Consider the following 18523-nt stretch of genomic DNA (forward strand, 5'->3'; position numbering starts at 1 on the left):
CCCGAGACACCGATACCTATCCCCATCAAGGAACAGCCTCATGCAACTATCACTGAACAGCAAAATCTGCGTCGCCGCCACCGCGCTCGCCGTCCTCAGCCTGGGCGTCACGGCGGCGGTGATCGGCTACAAGAGCAGCGCCAGCGCCGAGGCCGCCGCACTGGAACTGGCGCGCACGTCGGCGCGCGAAGTGGCGGGCGCGCTGCAGGCGCGCATCGCCAGCAACCTGGCCAGCGTCAGCAGCCTGGCCGGCGCCATGCGCGGCACGAAAAGCGCGAACCTGCCCCTGCAGCGCGAGCAGATCAATGAACTGACCAAGGCCACGCTGACCAGTTCGGAAGACTTGCTGGGCGCGGCCGTGACGTGGGAACCGAACGCGCTCGACGGCAAGGATGCGGAATTTGCCAACCAGAAACCGAACTACGACGCCAGCGGCCGCTTCATGCCCTACTGGACGCGGGGCGCCGGCGGCAAGCTGCAAGTCGAACCCATCGTCTTCGATCCGAAGCCGGGCGCCAACGACTGGTACGACGTGCCCAAGCGCACCGGCAAAACCTTCTTTACGGAACCGTACATCTACCCCGTCGACGGCAAGGATGTGCTGATGGCCTCGCTGGTGGCACCCATCATGATCGATGGCGGCTTCAAGGGTACGGCCAGCGCCGACTTCATGCTCACGCGCCTGGCGAAGATCCTGGCCGGCCTGAAAGTGATCGAGGGCGGCAAGCTGGCCCTGATCTCGAACGGCGGCCTGTACGCCAGCCATCCCGCACCTGAGCGGCTGGGCAAGAAGGCCGACGACGTGCCGGCTGCCGGCCTGGAAAAGGTGCGCCAGGGCCAGGCGTATGAATACGAAGACGACAAGGGCTACATCCACTTGCTGCAGCCGCTGCAGATCCACCCCGATATCGCGCCGTGGAGCGTGGAACTGAACTTCCCGAAAAGCGTGGCCACCGCCTCGGCGCGCGACCTGATGATCTACACCCTGATCGTCGCCCTGCTGTGCGCGGCCGCCACGGCCGGCATTCTGATCCTCGTCGTCAACCAGCTGACGCGACCGCTGCGCACCCTGGGCCGCACCATGACGGACCTGTCCAGCGGCGACGCCGACCTGCGCGTGAAGCTCGAAGTCAAGGGCACCGACGAGCTGGCCGTGATCGGCAAGGGGTTCAACGCCTTCGTGGAAAAGATCCACGCCGTGCTGCTGCAAGTGCAAGCGAGCGCCGACAATGTGGCCCGTGCCAGCGCGGAGATCGCGCAAGGCAATAACGACCTGTCGGCCCGCACGGAACAGCAAGCCAGTTCGCTGGAAGAGACGGCTGCCTCGGTGGAAGAGCTGACGGGCACGGTGAAGGAAAACGCCGACCATGCGCGCCAGGCGAATCAACTGGCCGCTTCCGCATCGAGCGTGGCGCAGAAGAGTGGCGAAGTGGTCGGCAAGGTGATAGCAACCATGACCTCGATCAATGACTCGTCGAACAAGATCGTCGACATCATCAGCGTCATCGATGGCATCGCCTTCCAGACGAATATCCTGGCCCTGAACGCGGCCGTGGAAGCGGCGCGCGCGGGTGAACAGGGACGCGGCTTCGCCGTCGTCGCCACGGAAGTGCGCAACCTGGCGCAACGCTCGGCGGCGGCGGCCAAGGAAATCAAGCTGCTGATCGACGATTCCGTGGGCAAGGTGGCCGCCGGCAGCAAGCTCGTCGATGAAGCGGGCGCCACCATGGAGCAGGTGGTCGACAGCGTACGCAAGGTGACCGCAATCATGGCCGACATCAGCGTTGCCACCACCGAGCAAAGCGACGGCATCGCCCAGGTCAACCAGGCGCTGGCGCAGATGGATGGCGTGACGCAGCAAAACGCGGCCCTGGTCGAGGAGGCGGCGGCGGCCGCCGAAAGCTTGCAAGACCAGGCCAGCCATCTGGCCCAGGTGGTCAGCGTGTTCAAGCTTGGCGAGCAGGTACGCCAGGCGGCGCCGGCTGCAAGCATGGCCACGCCGCGCGCCGTGACGGCAACAACACCGGCGCCCGTCAAGCGCCTGAGCGTCGCCAAGCCGCAGGCAACGCCGCGCGCGGCCGCCAAGGCACCGGCCGGCGATGACTGGGAAGAGTTTTAAGCGCAATGAGGCGACGCTAACCCGCAAAGATACCGCTCTTTGCGGGTGGCGCAGCAGCATGGTGAGTTTTCGTGAATTTCCATGTGGAAATATTTCGTATAATCTGGCGCGCGCATGGCGCGCCATTTAGCCGATTATTGGAAATACATGAAAAAAACCCTCGCAGTACTTACCTCTTCCACACTGCTGGCCGCTTGCGGCGGCGGCTCTTCCACTCCTTCCGAACAGGCCGCAGCGCCTTTGGCCGTGTATGCGGGCAGCTGGCAGACGCCCTGCCAGGACAAGGCGATCGAGACGATGACCATCACCAGCAAAGCCGACGGCAGCCTGGAAATCGCCGACAAGATCGAGCACTTCGAGACCGCAAACTGCTCCGGCACGCCATTTGCCACCCAAAGCCCCTCCGCCACATCCACCGTTAGCTATGGCAGCACGGCCGAGGTGCAAGTCCAGCTCAACCCTGCTGGCGCCACGAACACCACCAGCATCGACAAAATCACGCTCCGCAGTCCCGTCTATACGAACGTCTTCACCGGCAAGGACCTGATCTATTCCGTCGAACTGGGGAATCCGGCCTGGTGCGTCACTCACCCGGACAAGCCGCGCTCCTGCGCCATTGACGCGGGACAGGAACCCGCCAGCACGCAAACGGGTGGCTTGTACCTGCAAGGCGACAAGCTGTATCTGCTCTTGCCGGATGCGGCCGTCTACAAGACAAACTTTGTCTTGACCCGCAAGTAGGCAAACTGCGCCAGATACGGCCGGCGCGGCGCATCTGGCATCACTGTCGACCTGATGCAGTATCGTCCTCCTGGGAAAGATATTGATCTAAATCAAGTCGCTGATAGATTTGGGGAGAATTGCTCCCTATCAATACTCCTATAATCAGGCCGCGTTGACGGCAGGCACTGCTGCCGGATGAAAAAGGATGATGCATGAAAAAATTATTGGCAGTATTGGCCGGCTCGGCCGCGGCACTCTTGACCGGCTGTGGTGGCGGTGGCGGCGGTACGACACAGCAGCTTGCCGGCGATTCCGGCAGCGCCTCGCCGCTGGCAGCGTATATCGGCACCTGGCAGTCGGCCTGCGACGATCACGACCGTCAAACGCTGGTCATCGCGTTCAAGAGCGACGGCAGCGGTTCGCTGGAACTGACGCCGACCGGCGAGACTTACTTCAAGGCCGATTGCTCCGGCCCCGTGGTCGCGACAGACAGCATCAACGCGAAGATCACCGGCAAGCCGGACGGCACCGCCGACATGCTGATCAAGCTGGCGGAAAATGCCGCGGCAACGAGCTTGCGCGTCGACAAGATCACCTCGTCGGCCCCTGCCTACAGCTACCAGCGGACCGGCACCACCGTGAAATATGTGCTGCGAGCAAACCAGCAACAGTGGTGCGTTGACGTGGACAATGGCGAATCGTGCATGTGGGACGAAGGCATGCAAGCTGCACAAAGCATCCCCGGCGGCCTGTCCTTGCGCGGTAACGACCTGTATACGGTGATGCTGGACAAGGGTGCGTATGTACTGGACATGCACTACGTGAAAAAATAAGTGCTGGATCGGCTGTGGGGCCAGCCGGCCCTGCGGCTTGCCGCGGCCGCGCCATAGACTTGAGGCCGTTGGCGAGTGTATGTGCAGAATCGAACATACATTGCGAAAACAGAAAGCTATCCTGTTGAAAAACAGGAGCTTGCCATGTCGTCTAACGCCTTTCCCCTGCCGTCCAACACTGCGCTGGCCGCCCTGCTGCAGCCACAGGACAACACTTTCCACCCGATCGACGGCTTGCAGCGCCTGCGCCACGCGGGGTTGGACCAATTACCCCTGCCCGGCCACGGCGCCACCCTGCAGCGCTGGCAAATGCTGGCCGCCATCGCCGCCATCGACCTTTCCCTGCTCAAGCTGTACGAGGGCCATACCGATGCGCTGGCCATCCTGGCGGAAATCGACGGTCCCGGCGTGCCGGCCGGCAGCAGCTGGGGCGTATGGTGCGCGGAAATGCCGGGCGCGCGCGTGCAGTTGCAGCAGGCGGCCGATGGCCGCTATGTGCTCGAGGGCCGCAAGGCCTGGTGCTCCGGGGCGAAGGGACTCAGCCATGCCTTGATCAGCTGCTGGAATGAGGACGGCCAGGCTTGCCTGGCCTCCGTGGCGCTGTCGCAGCCGGGCGTGCACGTCACGGATGAAGGCTGGCAAGCCGTCGGCATGCTCGCCTGCGCCAGCGTCGACGTGACCTTTTCCGGCGCGCGGGCCTTTCCCGTGGGCGCTCCGGGCGCCTACCTGGAGCGCCCCGGCTTCTGGCATGGCGGCGCCGGCATCGCGGCAGCCTGGTATGGCGCGGCCTGCGCCGTCGCCGGCCACCTGCATGCGCGCGCGCAGCACGCCGCGCCCGATCCCGTGCGCCTGGCGCAACTGGGGCAGATCGACTGCGCCTTGCGCGCCGCCGGCGCCCTGCTGCGCGAAGGCGCCGCCGAGATCGACGCACAGCCGCAGCGCGACGCCATGGGCCTGGCGCTGCGGCTGCGCCTGACGGTGGAAGACGCCGCCACCCTGGTCCTGCACCTGGCCACGCGTGCGCTGGGCGCCGGCCCCCTGTGCCGCGATGCCCGCTTTGCACGCCTGGCGGCCGACCTGCCCGTCTTCCTGCGCCAGAGCCATGCCGAACGCGATCAGGCCGTGCTGGGCGGTATCGTCGCCGGCGCCGAAGACCATCCGTGGGCGCTTTGACATGCTGGCCCAATCCGATACGCAAGCGCGCCGCATCGAAGGCAGCGGCACGCCGGACCAGGTATGGCTATCCTGGCCGGGACTGAACGACCTGCCCTGCATCGGCGCGCACGCACTGGTGCCGCCAGGCACGCGCGCCGTCATCGTCGCGCCCCATCCCGACGATGAAATCCTCGCCTGCGGCGGTTTGCTGCAACTGCTGGCGGCGCAAGGCAGCGAATTGCTGTTGATCGCCGTCACCGATGGCGACGCCAGCCACCCGGACTCGCCCCTCTGGCCGCAGGAACGCCTGCGCCAGGTGCGTCCGCAAGAATCCGCGCAGGCGCTGGCCACGCTGGGACTGGCGTCGCCCGCATGGCTGCGCCTGCACCTGCCCGATGGCGGCGTAACCGGCATGACGCCGCAGCTGAGTGCCGCACTGACAGCGCAGCTGCGTCCCGGCGACAGGGTCTTCACCACCTGGCGCCTGGACGGCCATCCGGACCATGAAGCATGCGGCCGGGCCTGCGCCGCGGCCTGCGCGGCCAGCGGCGCCACCCTGGTGGAAATGCCCGTCTGGGGCTGGCACTGGGCCGCGCCGGGCGACATGCGCGTGCCGTGGCAGCGCGCGCGCCGCCTGCCATTGCCGGCGCCCGTCCTGCAGCGCAAGCGCGCGGCACTGCGCTGCTTCGCCAGCCAGATGCAGGATGACCCGTCGACGGGCCGCCCCGCCATCGTCGCCGGCGACGCCTTGCAGCGCCTGCTGCATGCGTGGGAGGTGTATTTTCTATGAGCGCTACTTCCACGCCGGACGACCAGCGCGGCCGCTATTTCGAACAACTGTATCGCCAGGATGCCGACCCGTGGCGGGTGCGCCAGCGCTGGTACGAGGAGCGCAAGCGCGCCCTGCTGCTGGCCAGCCTGCCGCAGCGGCGCTACCGCCACGCCTATGAACCGGGCTGCGGCAATGGCGAGCTGACGGCCGAACTGGCGCGACGCTGCGAACGCGTGCTGGCGGCCGACCTCTCGGCCGAAGCGCTGGGGCTGGCGCAGCAGCGCCTGCTCGACGCCGGATGCGGCGCCAACGTCAGCCTCGCGCAGCACCGGCTGCCGCGGGACTGGCCGCGCATCCTGCCCGGCGCCGAGAAGTTCGACCTGATCGTCCTGAGCGAGATCGCCTATTACCTGTCGGTGCAAGAGCTGGCGCGTGTGGTCGAACACAGCATCGCCAGCCTGGCGCCGGGCGGCAGCATCGTCCTGTGCCACTGGCGCGCGCCGTTCGCGCAGCGCATCGTCTCGACCGTGCGCGTACATGCGGCCTTCCAGGACGCGCCCGGCCTGCACCGCGTGCTGCGGCACGAAGAAAGCGACTTCCTGCTGGGGATCTGGTCGAACGATGCGCGCTCGGTGGCGCAGCGCGAGGGTTTCGCATGATCGGCGTGGTGGTGCCCGTGCATAACGAAGAAGCATGCCTGGGCGCCTGCCTGGACGCGTTGCGCCTTGCCGCCACCTGTCCCTTGCTGCATGGCGAGGCGGTGTGCATCGTCATCGTGCTCGATGCCTGCAGCGACCAGTCGCAGCGCATCGTGCTGGCGCATGCCATGCAGGCGGACCTGCGCTGGCGTCTCGACTGCATCGCCATCCATGCGCGGAACGTAGGCACCGCGCGCGCCGCCGGCGCGCGGCAGCTGCTGCAGCGCGGCGCCCGCTGGCTGGCCTTTACGGATGCGGATACGCGCGTCTCGCCCTCCTGGCTGAGTACCCAGCTGGGCCTGGACGCCGATGCCGTCTGCGGCACGGTGGCGGTGGACGACTGGTCGCCGCACGGCCCCAGTGCCGCTGCGCTGCGCCGGCACTTCGCCCAGACCTACACCGATGCCGACGGCCACCGCCACATCCATGGCGCCAACTTCGGCGTGCGCGCCAGCGCCTACCTGCGCGCCGGCGGCTTCGCGCCACTGGCCTGCAGCGAAGACGTGGCCATGGTGGCCGCGCTGCAAGAATGCGGCGCGCACATCGCCTGGAGCGCCGCGCCGCGCGTCACCACCAGCGCCCGCCGCCAGGCCAGGGCACGGGGCGGCTTTGGCGATACCTTGCTGCAGGTGGTGGCGGAGATGGAAGCGTCACCACACCTGACGCCGACTTAGCGCATCGCCTCCGGCAAACCCGGCGCAAATTCGGCGCCATGCTTGACCTGCGCGGTGGACGCCTTCAGGGTCGCACCGATCGGCTCGGCGCGGCCCGCCAGGCACTGCCCCAGGAAGTTTTCCGTCACCGCATTGAAAGCGATGTTGTTGACGGGCCGGGCAAAGCCATGGCCTTCATCGGGGAACAGCACATACGTGACGGGGATATTCTTGGCCGCCATGGCCGCCACGATCTGGTCCGACTCGGCCACGTTGACGCGCGGGTCGTTCGCCCCCTGGCCGATCAGCAAGGGCCGCTGGATGTTCTGCGCAAAGTTCAGCGGCGAGCGCTCCTTCAGCAGCGCGCGGCCGTCTTCCGTGGTCGGATCGCCCATGCGCTTGTAAAACTGCTGCTTGCCCGCTTCCCAGTACGGCGGAATCGTTTGCAGCAGGGTAAACAGGTTCGACGGGCCGACGATATCGACCCCGCAGGCAAACGTCGTCGGCGTGAACGCCATGCCGGCCAGGGTGGCGTAGCCACCGTAGGAGCCGCCCATGATGGCCACCTTGTCCGCCGTGGTCACGCCGCTCTTGACGGCCCATTGCACCGCGTCGAGCAAGTCATCATGCATCTTGCGGCCCCACTGCAGGTCACCGGCCGAGATGAATTGCTTGCCGAAGCCCGTCGAGCCGCGGTAGTTCACCGACAGCACGGCGTAGCCGCGGTTGGCCAGCCACTGGTGGTAGCCGTTGTAGCCGTAGGTATCGCGCGCCCATGGCCCGCCGTGCACCAGCAGCACCATCGGCACCGCCTGCGTGGCCTTGCCGCCAGCATTCGCCTTCGATGCATGCGGCAGGGTGAGGTAAGACACCAGGGTCAGGCCGTCGCGTGCCTTGATTTCCTGTGGGTACATGGGCACCAGCGGCGCGCCTTCCAGTTCCGGGCGCGTGACGTACAGCTGCGTCAGCTTCTTGGTCTTGCGCTCATACAGCCAGCTCGATGCCGGCGCCGTGACGGTATCGACGCCCACCAGCCACTTGTCGTCAGCTTCCGTGCGCGACGTCACGTTGAACTGGCCCTTCGCATGCTTCTTCAGGAAAGCCAGGTCGGCCTTCAGGTCGTCCGTCAGCGGCAGGTATTCCTGCTGCAGATAGTCGACGGAATAGGCTTGCACCTTGCCCGTGCGCGTGTCGTACAGGGCGTCAGAAATGTCGGCGCGCGGGTCTTGCGCCACCAGCGTGGTCTTGCCGCTGGCGACATCCTGCGCCAGCAGCGCCGAGGTATTGCGGCCGCGCGAATCGGTCCAGTACAAGGTCTTGCCATCGACCGTAAACGCCAGCGGCGCCGTCGTCTGCGAGTCTTCCAGGCCCACCTCGGTCAGCGGCGTGCTCTCGACCTTGCCGTCCGTCAGGCGGAAATACTGCATGCCGCCATCGGCGCGCGCCTTGCTGGCCATACGCAAATTGAGCAATTCATCGGCCAGGTAGCCGCCATAGCCATCGTTCTGCTGCACCAGGGTCAGCTTGCCGCTGGCCAGCTCCAGGCTGTACACGTCGTGCCAGCGCGCATCGCGGTTATTGATGCCCACCAGGATGCGGTCCTTGACCTTGCTGCTGATCTGGACGATCCGCACGCGCGTCTTCTCGAACGGCGTGTAATTGATCTGCTTGCCCGTTACCACGTTCACGCCATACAGCAGGAAGTTTTCATCGCCGCCCTTGTCCTGGATGAACAGCAGGGTTGTCGAGTCGGGCGACCAGAAGCTGCCGCGGATGGGCCGCACCTTCTCTTGCGTCAGCGGGCGCGCCTGCGCCGGGTCGCTGGCCGGCGCCACCCACACATTGAGCACGCCATCGCGCGGCGCGATCCACGACAGCCACTTGCCATCCGGGCTGATGCGCCCGCCGGACTTGCTGGGATTACCAAAGATCTTCGCCCGCTCGATCAGCGGCGTGTGATTGACAGGGGCTTGGGCGTGCGCCGGCAGCGCGGCGGCAAACAACAGGGCAGGCAGGGCATAGCGAATCATGGACACCTCATGGTTACTGGATGAAGGGAAACATCACACGTGCATGTGCCAGCAAATCATAGGCGAAAGCCGTGTTGCCAGGTTGATGACAGCGACAGGGGACGGAAATCGGGGGATAGAATGGCGAAAACGGGGGCTGGCAGGTCCGTCAAATCACTGACGCGAGCGCGGCCAGCGGCGCTCGTGCCGGTACGCAGGTCAAGTCCAAGCAGGCACGTGTAGCCGTTTTCCCTGCTGTAGACGCACAGAAGATGCCCTCGGCGCCGCTCGCGGTCCTCAGGATCGCCGCTGCAGGCATGCTCGCGCCGCACGTCAGGCCCGAGACCATTGAACAAATCCCGTGCACTCTGCCCTTTGAACCTGAATGACACATGGCGGTCGTTCGGTGTCGGCGGCGCACGGGGTCAGCGGCGACAAACGGACACGAACGAAGCAGTAAACCAAAGGGCGGGCCGCGTCAACGACAGTTGACGTCGGCGGTGTCCTGTTCGTACCCTATCCGGGCCGCGGAAAATCCGCCCTGGTACGCCCTTCCTGAAAAACACTGTGGTGGCACGGTGCGCGGAGAGTCCCCGCGCTGCGGGATGGTGATATCCCCCTCTGCCAAAAATGGTTGCCGCCTCCAGCATCTGGAGTTCTCATCAGCCTTGGGGCGATGGATTTGACGATGACGAAATACACCAATGAGAAGAAGGAGCACGCGCCCAGCCAGATGAGCGCGCCGCATAACAAGCCTGCGGCCGACGTGGCACCGCTAACCTCTACTTTTAGCACGCTGTGTAAATGAGGATTACCATGCAAGCTGCGAAGGAATCGTCAGCAGGGATAAAAACTCACACACAAGAAAAAGGCCACTCCGAAGAGTGGCCTAAATCCTTGAATCTAATGGTCGGGACGGGAAGATTCGAACTTCCGACCCCATGCACCCCATGCATGTACGCTACCAGGCTGCGCTACGCCCCGACGAGGTGGGAATTATAGCAGAGGCTTTTAGGTTTTTGCCATGCTTTGCGCTTGATTCATATCGAACTGCGCAAAGTTTTTTTCAATCCCCGGAAAAACGCTTATTCGCTCAGCAACAGCGCCGTCAGGATGATGCGGAAGCCCGCGATCAGAGGCTCGACTTTCACGTCCGGATTGTGAATGAAGCGCACGGGCAAGCCCTGGTACATGGCGACCAGGGCGTTCAGGCGGCCTTGCAGCATCTCTTCATCGGCCGGCAAGCCGCGCTTGATGCGCGCATCGCGGATGATGGAGAGAAACAGCTGGCGCGAGCGCCGGTCCGAGCATTGCAGCATTTCGGCGATCGCCGGATTGCGCGACGCTTCCGCAAAGATTTCCAGCGGCATCATCCACGTTGTCGGGTCCAGCGCTTCGAGCACATGCTCGCCCGCATTGTCGATCACGGCCTGCAGCGGGTCTTCGCGCTGCGCCAGGTCCTGCATCAGGTTCGATACCCGTTCCGTATTCTGCATGACGAATGCGGCGATGATCGCATCCTTGCTGTCAAAATAATTATAGATGTGACCCGCGCTCATGCCGGCCGCCTTGGAGATCTCGGCCATGCTGGCGCCGTGGAAGCCGCGGCGGCTGAAACAGCTTTCGGCCGCATCGAGCACCTGCTTGCGCCGCGTGTTGGCGCGCTCGGGATCCGGATGCTTCTTTTCAACTTGGTTCATGATTTTCCAGTAGCGCGCCGGCCCTGCCCCTGCGGACAAGGGCAAGGCCGGCGTCGGCGTCCCCGTGATTATTGGACACCGCCAGCCGCCGCGACGGCTGTCTGCTCAGGCTGCCAACCGCCGCCCAGCACCTTGTACAAGGTCACCAGGTTGGTCGACTTGGCCAGGCGCGCCGTGATCAGGCTTTGCTGCGCCGTGTACAGCGCGCGCTGGGCCACCAGGGCGTTCAGGTAGGACTCGGCGCCCTGCTTGTAGCGCGCATCGTGGATGGTGTAGCTCTTCGTCGACGCTTCGACCAGCGAGACCTGCGATTGCAGGCGCTCGTCGATGGTGCCGCGCTGGGCCAGCGCATCGGACACTTCACGGAAGGCGACCTGGATCGCCTTTTCGTATTGCGCCACGGAGATTTCACGCTGCACCTTGGCGATATCGAGGTTGGCGCGGTTCACGCCGCCATCGAAGATCGGCAAGCTGATCTGCGGCAGGAAACTCCACGTGCCGCTGCCGCCCTTGAACAGGCCCGACAGATTGTCGCTGACCGAACCGGCCGTGGCCGTCAGCGAAATGCGCGGGAAGAAGGCCGCGCGCGCCGCGCCGATGTTGGCGTTGGCGGCGCGCAGGGTGCGCTCGGCCGCCAGCACGTCGGGACGGCGTTGCAGCACGTCCGACGGCACGCCGGACGGGATGTCCGCCAGGGCCGTCACGGTGCCGAACTCGGCTGGCGGCAGCAGATCGGCCGGCACGGGGCCGCCCACCAGCAGGATCAGCGCGTTTTGATCCAGCGCCACCTGGCTCGTGAACACAGCCACGTCGGAACGGGCCGATTCGACACTGGTCTGGGCATCGTACTTGTCCAGGCCGGAAGTCGCACCGGCACTGAAGCGGCGCACGGCCAGGTCATATGACGACTGCTGGCTCTTCAGGGTATCTTGCGCCACGCGCAGGCGCTGCTGGTCGGCCACCAGGTTCAGATAGGTGCTGGCCACTTCGGCCACCAGGCTGATCTGCTGCGCACGGCGTGCTTCTTCCGTGCCCAGGTATTGTTCCAGCGCGCTGTCGGACAGGCTGCGCACGCGGCCGAAGAAGTCCAGCTCGTAGGCCGAGACGCCCAGGTTCGCCGTGTACTGGCGATTGATCGATGCTTCGCCCGTCGGGCTGGCGTTTTTCGAAATGCGCGTGGCCGACTGGCCACCCGACGCCGACAGGGTCGGGATCAGCGCGGCGCGTTCGATGCCATACGTGGCGCGCGCCTTCTCGATGTTCAGGATCGAGACGCGCAGATCGCGGTTGTTGGCCAGCGCCAGTTCCAGTACCTGGCGCAGGCGCGCATCGGCAAAGAACTCGCGCCAGGCGACGTCCGCCACCGGCTTGGCGTCGGCGGCGGCCGCGTCGGCCTTGTAGGAAGGACCGGTCGGCCACGCCGTGGGCGCCGGCGCTGCCGGACGCTCATACGTGGGAGCCAGGCTGCAACCGGCCAGCAAGGCCAGTGCCGCCATGGAGAGTAGTGATTTTTTCATATTAATGTGCATCCTTGGAAAGCGTGACGGCTGGCGCGCCAGGCGTCGCCGGCGTGGTTGGCGCGTCCGACTTCGAGAAGAAGCCACGCACCAGCACGAAGAACACCGGCACGAAGAAGATACCGAGGAACGTGGCCGTCAACATACCGCCCAGCACGCCGATACCGATGGCGTTCTGGCTGCCGGAACCGGCGCCGCTGGAAATGGCCAGTGGCAACACGCCGAGGCCGAAGGCAATCGAGGTCATCAGGATCGGACGCAGACGCAGACGCACCGCATGCAAGGTCGCGTCCAGCAGCGACATGCCCGATTCCTGCATTTCCTTGGCAAACTCGACGATCAGAATCGCGTTCTTTGCCGACAGGCCCACCACCGTGAGCAAGCCCACCTGGAAGTACACGTCGTTCGACAGGCCGAACATCCACGTCCCGAGCACGGCGCCGATCACGCCCAGCGGCACGACCAGCAGCACCGAGAACGGGATCGACCAGCTTTCATACAGCGCGGCCAGGCACAGGAAGACGATCAGCAAGGACAGCGCATACAGCTGCGGCGTCTGCGAACCGGATTCACGCTCTTCCAGCGAGACGCCGGTCCAGCTGAAGCCGATGCCAGGCGGCAACTTGGCCACCATCTCTTCCATCGCGTTCATGGCGGCGCCCGTGCTTTGGCCCGGTGCCGGCGTACCCAGGATCTCTACGGACGGCAAGCCGTTGTAGCGTTCCAGGCGTGGCGAAGCGTAAATCCATTTGCCGGTGGCAAAGGCCGAGAACGGCACCATCTGGCCAGCCGTGTTGCGCACGAACCACTTGTTCAAGTCTTCCGGCAGCATGCGCGATTCGGCATTGCCTTGCATGAACACTTTCTTCACGCGACCACGGTCGAGGAAGTCGTTGACATACGAACTACCCCAGCCGACGCTCAGCACGCGGTTGATTTCCGAGAGCTGCAAGCCCAGCGCGGTGGCTTTCTGCTGGTCGATGTCGATCTTGTACTGCGGCGTGTCTTCCTGGCCGTTCGGGCGCACGCCCACCATGGCCGGATTCTGCGACGCCATGCCCAGCAACTGGTTACGCGCCGCCATCAGGGCGTCATGCCCGACACCGCCGATATCCTGCAACTGCATGTCGAAACCGGTGGCGTTACCCAGTTCCAGCACGGCAGGCGGGGCGAACGTAAACACCATCGCGTCCTTGATCTGCAACAACTTGCCCATGGCGCGACCGGCCACGGCAGGCGCTTTTTGCGCCACGTCCTTGCGCAGCGACCAGTCTTTCAGGCGCACGAAGGCGATACCCGTGTTCTGACCGTTACCACCGAAGCTGAAACCGGCGACGGCAAACACGGAAGCGACGTTGTCTTTCTCGCTGTTCATGAAGTGGTCTTCGACCTGTTCGATCACTTTCAGGGTACGCTCTTGCGTCGCGCCCGTCGGCAATTGAATCTGCGTAAACAGGATGCCCTGATCTTCTTCCGGCAGGAAGGAGGTCGGCAGGCGCATGAAGACGAATACCAGACCGGCCAGCAAGATGACATACAACAGCATCGAACGGCCGCGGTGACGGATCATGCTGCCAACCAGGCCCTGGTACTTGTTGCTGCTGCTGTCGAAGCTGCGGTTGAACCAGCCGAAGAAACCCTTGTTCGTCGCGTGATGGCCTTTTTCGACCGGTTTGAGCAGGGTGGCGCACAAGGCCGGCGTAAAGACCAGCGCGACGATGACGGACAGCACCATCGACGAGACGATCGTGATCGAGAACTGGCGGTAAATCACGCCCGTCGAACCGCCAAAGAAGGCCATCGGCACGAACACGGCCGACAGCACCATGGCGATACCGACCAGCGCGCCCGTGATCTGCGTCATGGACTTGCGCGTCGCTTCCAGCGGCGACAAGCCCTCTTCGCTCATCACGCGCTCGACGTTTTCCACCACCACGATGGCATCATCGACCAGCAGACCGATGGCCAGCACCATGGCGAACATGGTAAGCGTATTGATCGAATAGCCGAACGCGTTCAGGATGCCGAAGGTACCGAGCAGCACGACCGGCACGGCCATGGTCGGGATCAGGGTGGCGCGGAAGTTTTGCAGGAACAGATACATCACCAGGAACACCAGGATGACCGCTTCGACCAGCGTCTTGACCACTTCTTCGATCGACAGTTTCACGAACGGGGTGGTATCGAACGCCACCTGGTAGCTCATGCCTTCAGGGAATTGCTTGCTCAGGTTGCCCAGCATGGCTTTCGCCGCATTGGCCGTATCGAGTGCATTCGCGCCCGTCGCCAGCTTGATTGCCACGCCGGTGGCCGCATGGCCGTTGTAGCGGGCCACGGTGTTGTAGTTCTCGCGGCCCAGTTCCATGCTGGCCACGTCCTTCAGGTACACCATGGCACCGTTGGTCGTGGTTTTCAGCAAGATGGCACCGAACTGCTCCACCGTTTGCAAGCGGCTTTGCGCCGACACGGTCGCGTTCAGCTGCTGGCCCTTGACGGACGGCGTGCCGCCCAGTTCACCGGCCGACACTTCCGCATTCTGCGCCTGCACGGCCGTGATCACGTCCGCCGGGGTCAGATTAAAACTTTGCAGCTTGGCCGGGTCGAGCCAGATACGCATGGCGTACTGCGAACCGAACAGGGTCACATCGCCCACACCGGCAACACGGCTGAGCGGATCGACGACGTTGGCGGCCACATAGTCGCTCAAGTCGGTCTGGTCCATCTTGCCGTTTTCGGAAATGAAGCCGAACACCATCAGGAAGTTCTTCGTGGCTTTCGACACGACCAGGCCTTGCTGCGTGACAGCCGTCGGCAGCAGTGGCGTGGCCAGCTGCAGCTTGTTCTGTACCTGCACCTGGGCGATGTCCGGGTTGGTGCCGCTGCTAAACGTCAGCGTGATGCTGATGCCGCCAGTGGCATCGCTCGACGAGGCCATGTAGCGCAAGCCGTCGATACCCTTCATCTTTTGTTCGATGACCTGGGTGACAGCATCTTCCACGGTCTTGGCGGAGGCGCCAGGGTAGGAGCCGCTGATCGAAATCGACGGCGGGGCGATGCTCGGGTACTGCGCGATCGGCAGGCTGAGGATCGAAATCACGCCGGCAAGCATGATGACGATCGCGACCACCCAGGCAAAAATCGGGCGGTCAATGAAAAAACGGGCCATTAATATTCTCCTGAATTAGTGGGCGCTGGCGGCCGATGCGGCGGCGGAAGCAGCAGCGGCAGGAGCAGCGTCGGCCTTGGCCGGCACGGCGACGGCTGGCGCGCCTGGCTTGACTTTTTGCAAGCCTTCCACGATCACGCGGTCGCCTGCGACCAGACCGGACGTCACCAGCCAGTTGGTGCCGACGGTGCCGCTGGTGGTCAGCACGCGCTGCTCGACCTTGTTTTCCTTGTTCAGGATCAAGGCGGTCGCCTGGCCCTTCTGGTTGCGCGTCACGCCCACTTGCGGCACGGTAATGGCTTTTTCATCGACGCCCGTTTCCAGCTGCGCACGCACGTACATGCCTGGCAGCAATTCGCCTTTCGGGTTCGGGAACAGTGCGCGCAGGATCACGTTGCCGGTGGTCGGATCGACCGTCACGCCGGCGAACTGCAGCTTGCCCGACTCGCCATACTTGCTGCCGTCCGGCAAGATCAAGTCAACCTTGGCCTGGCCTTCGCCCACTTTCTTGAGCGAACCGTCGGCCATCTGGCGTTTCAGGCGCAGCAGGTCGGTGCTCGACTGGGTCACGTCGACATACATCGGGTCGAGTTGCTGTACCGTGGTCAGCGCTTCAGCCTGGCCCGCCGTCACCAGCGCGCCGGCCGTCACGGACGAGCGGCTGGTGCGGCCGCTGATCGGCGCCGTCACGGTGCTGTAGCGCAGGTTGATGTTGGCCGATTCCAGCGCCGCGGTGGCGGACTCGACGTCTGCCTTGGCTTGCTCGAACGCGGCGACGGCGTCATCGTATTCCTGGCGACTCACGCCTTCGATGGCAACCAGTTCCTTGTAGCGCGACGCTTTCGGGCCGGCCGTCAGCAGGTTGGCCTTGGCTTTCGACAGCGCGGCCTTGGCCGAGTTGTATGCCGCCTGGTAGGTGGCCGAGTCGATCTGGTACAGGGCCGTGCCTGCTTTCACGTCGCTACCCTCGACAAACAGGCGCTTCTGGATCAAACCGCCGACTTGCGGACGCACATCGGCGACCTGGTAGGCATTCGTACGGCCGGGCAATTCGGCGCTCATCGGCAACGCGGCCGGATTAACAGTAAACACGACCACCTGTGGCGCTTGCTGCGCGTGAGGTGCTTCCTGTTTTTTACTGCAGCCGGCCATGATTACAGTGGCGCACAGAACGGCAATAGCGCCGCTCGTACGCGGCGACGTCAATGAAAAGGTTGGTTGCATCTTGGACTTTCTGAAAAAGAAGCTGGCTAGTGTCGTTAGAAATGACTAAATTTATTAACGCAGATCAAAGAATGAACGATCATTCTAAAATCGTCAAGCATCGTTACAATTGAAACAAAGCAACTATCAAGTGAATTAAATTATCAATGAGGCAATAAAATGAGGATAGCAACAGCGGCGGCACACCAGCAAAGTTGAGCAGGAACCTGGCGGACGGTGGCAAAAACGGCACGGCGGAAAAGGTGGATTGCGTGATTACTTTAGCAGGGTCAAGATTTCTTTGCTGAACTGGCCGACAAGGACGCAACACTGGCCCTCATGCCAGGCGTGGCAAATAATTATTTACCAATGGTATCGAAAAGACATGCGGAGGCAGACGCGCTACTATACTGTCCACGGCGTGGCGAAGCGGGGGCGCGATGATGACAGCACAGGCGCAAGGGCAGGTGCAAGGAACGGCGCAACACGGGGGCGCGAGCGGCCCGGACGCGCCGCCACTGCTGTCGACGGGCGTTCCCGGCCTCGACACCGTACTCACGGGCGGCTTGCTGGCCGAGCGCCTGTACCTGCTCGAAGGCGTGCCCGGCACAGGCAAGACCACGCTGGCGCTGCAATTTCTGGCCGAAGGGGCGCGCAATGGCGTACCCGTGCTGTATCTCGCCCTGGCCGAATCCGAGGTCGAGCTGCGCGGCGCCGCCCTGTCCCACGGCTGGGACCTGGCCGGCATCGCCATCGAAGAGGTGGCGCCCAGCGACGACATGCTCGACCCCGAGCGCCAGTACACCATCTTCCATCCGTCCGAAATCGAACTGGCCTCGACCAACCAGCGCATCCTGGCCGCCATCGACAAGCATCGGCCGGCCCGCCTGGTGCTCGATTCGCTATCCGAACTGCAACTACTGGCGGAAAACCCCCTGCGCTACCGGCGCCAGGTGCTGGCGTTGAAGAGCTACCTGGCCAGCCGGCACTGCACTACCTTGCTGATCGATGACCGTTCCGCGCTCGACGACGGCTTGCAGGTGCGTAGCGTGGCCCATTGCGTCATTTCGCTGGAGCTGCAAAACCAGGCGTATGGCAATGACCGGCGCCGCGTGCGCGTGGTGAAATACCGGGGCGTGCCGTTTCGCAGCGGCACGCACGACTACAAGATCGCCCGTGACGGCCTGGTCGTCTATCCGCGCCTGGTGGCGGCCGACACGCGGCGCGATGGCGACCATCGGCGCCTGTCGAGCGGCGTGCCCGAACTCGACAGCATGACAGGCGGCGGCCTGGAAGAAGGCATGAGCACGCTCATTTCCGGCCCCGCCGGCAGCGGCAAGTCCACCCTGGCGGCGCAATTCGTGCACGCGGCAACAAAGCGCGGCGAACAGTGCGCCATGTTCCTGTTCGAAGAAGCGCGCAGCAAGCTGCTGAAACGGGCCGACAACGTGGGCATGCACCTGCAGGCGGCGCTCGACACGGGCTTGCTGAGCGCACAGCAGATCGATCCGGCCGAGCTGACACCGGGAGAATTTGCCCAGGCCGTGGTCGACGCGGCGGAGCAAGGCGCCCGCGTGATCGTCATCGATAGCCTGAACGGCTACATGCATGCGGTTCCCGACGAACGCTTCCAGAGCACCTACCTGCATGAACTGCTCAATTATCTGAGCCAGCGCGGCGTGTCCACCCTGCTGGTCGGCGTGCAGAAAAACATGCTGGGCACCGCGATGACCACCTCGGCCGACGCCAGCTACCTGGCCGACGGCGTCATCATGCTGCGCTATTACGAAACGGAAGGCGAGGTGCGGCAAGCCATTTCCGTCTTCAAGAAACGCGGCAGTGCGCACGAACGCAGCATCCGCCGTTTCGAAATCAGCGCGCAGGGCATCCGCATCGGCCCGGCCCTGGCCGGCTTTCACGGCATCCTGTCGGGCTTGCCCACCGTCGGCGGCACGCCCTTCCCCTAGGAATCGCC

At 64.2% G+C, this 18523-nt stretch carries 13 protein-coding genes and 1 tRNA gene; 8 read left to right on the forward strand and 6 right to left on the reverse strand.

The annotated features are described in order from the left end of the window. The first annotated feature begins 40 nt into the window (after window positions 1-40). From K0F86_RS07045 to K0F86_RS07075, 7 genes are all read left to right on the forward strand, one after another. Entirely contained in the window at window positions 41-2119 is a 2079-nt protein-coding gene (locus K0F86_RS07045) for a methyl-accepting chemotaxis protein (RefSeq protein WP_219133743.1), read from the forward strand. Window positions 2120-2266: 147 nt separating this feature from the next. Next, the gene (locus K0F86_RS07050; RefSeq protein ID WP_219133744.1) at window positions 2267-2860 is read left to right on the forward strand and encodes a hypothetical protein; all 594 of its coding nucleotides are present in this window, start codon (window positions 2267-2269) and stop codon (window positions 2858-2860) included. Between the two features lie 194 nt (window positions 2861-3054). Further along, a complete protein-coding gene (locus K0F86_RS07055) occupies window positions 3055-3675 on the forward strand; it encodes a hypothetical protein (RefSeq protein ID WP_219133745.1) in 621 nt (206 codons plus the stop codon). A gap of 144 nt (window positions 3676-3819) precedes the next feature. Continuing rightward, window positions 3820-4848 (forward strand): acyl-CoA dehydrogenase, encoded by a 1029-nt coding sequence (locus K0F86_RS07060; RefSeq protein WP_219133746.1) that lies wholly within the window; start codon window positions 3820-3822, stop codon window positions 4846-4848. A gap of 1 nt (window position 4849) precedes the next feature. Beyond that, the gene (locus K0F86_RS07065; RefSeq protein ID WP_219133747.1) at window positions 4850-5620 is read left to right on the forward strand and encodes a PIG-L deacetylase family protein; all 771 of its coding nucleotides are present in this window, start codon (window positions 4850-4852) and stop codon (window positions 5618-5620) included. After that, a complete protein-coding gene (locus tag K0F86_RS07070; protein WP_219133748.1) occupies window positions 5617-6261 on the forward strand; it encodes a class I SAM-dependent methyltransferase in 645 nt (214 codons plus the stop codon). The genes K0F86_RS07065 and K0F86_RS07070 overlap by 4 nt, the downstream gene beginning before the upstream one ends. Further along, complete coding sequence (locus K0F86_RS07075) at window positions 6258-6974, forward strand: glycosyltransferase family 2 protein (RefSeq protein ID WP_219133749.1); 717 nt, start codon at window positions 6258-6260, stop codon at window positions 6972-6974. Before K0F86_RS07070 ends, K0F86_RS07075 begins: the two co-directional genes overlap by 4 nt. On the opposite strand, the gene K0F86_RS07080 is transcribed toward K0F86_RS07075, so the two are convergent. The 6 genes from K0F86_RS07080 to K0F86_RS07105 all read right to left on the reverse strand — a co-directional run bounded on the left by K0F86_RS07080 (window position 6971) and on the right by K0F86_RS07105 (window position 16569). Further along, complete coding sequence (locus tag K0F86_RS07080) at window positions 6971-8983, reverse strand: S9 family peptidase (protein ID WP_219133751.1); 2013 nt, start codon at window positions 8981-8983, stop codon at window positions 6971-6973. The genes K0F86_RS07075 and K0F86_RS07080 overlap by 4 nt on opposite strands. An 886-nt stretch (window positions 8984-9869) precedes the next feature. After that, a tRNA-Pro gene (locus K0F86_RS07085) sits at window positions 9870-9946 on the reverse strand. A 101-nt stretch (window positions 9947-10047) separates the two neighbouring features. Continuing rightward, entirely contained in the window at window positions 10048-10662 is a 615-nt protein-coding gene (locus K0F86_RS07090) for a TetR/AcrR family transcriptional regulator (RefSeq protein ID WP_219133753.1), read from the reverse strand. Window positions 10663-10730: 68 nt separating this feature from the next. After that, entirely contained in the window at window positions 10731-12179 is a 1449-nt protein-coding gene (gene adeC, locus K0F86_RS07095; RefSeq protein ID WP_219133754.1) for an AdeC/AdeK/OprM family multidrug efflux complex outer membrane factor, read from the reverse strand. A gap of 1 nt (window position 12180) precedes the next feature. Continuing rightward, window positions 12181-15345, reverse strand: a complete 3165-nt coding sequence (locus K0F86_RS07100) for an efflux RND transporter permease subunit (protein ID WP_219133756.1) — start codon at window positions 15343-15345, stop codon at window positions 12181-12183. Between the two features lie 15 nt (window positions 15346-15360). Then, window positions 15361-16569 carry an efflux RND transporter periplasmic adaptor subunit gene (locus tag K0F86_RS07105; RefSeq protein WP_374197269.1) on the reverse strand — a complete coding sequence of 403 codons (1209 nt, stop codon included), beginning with the start codon at window positions 16567-16569 and terminating at the stop codon, window positions 15361-15363. Window positions 16570-16991: 422 nt separating this feature from the next. On the opposite strand from K0F86_RS07105, the gene K0F86_RS07110 reads away from it, so the two are divergent. After that, window positions 16992-18515: an ATPase domain-containing protein gene (locus K0F86_RS07110; protein ID WP_219133907.1), complete on the forward strand. Its 1524-nt coding sequence runs from the start codon at window positions 16992-16994 to the stop codon at window positions 18513-18515. The last annotated feature ends 8 nt before the right edge of the window (window positions 18516-18523 follow it).

It is taken from the genome of Janthinobacterium sp. UMAB-60, assembly GCF_900095235.1.
Lineage (GTDB): Bacteria > Pseudomonadota > Gammaproteobacteria > Burkholderiales > Burkholderiaceae_D > Janthinobacterium.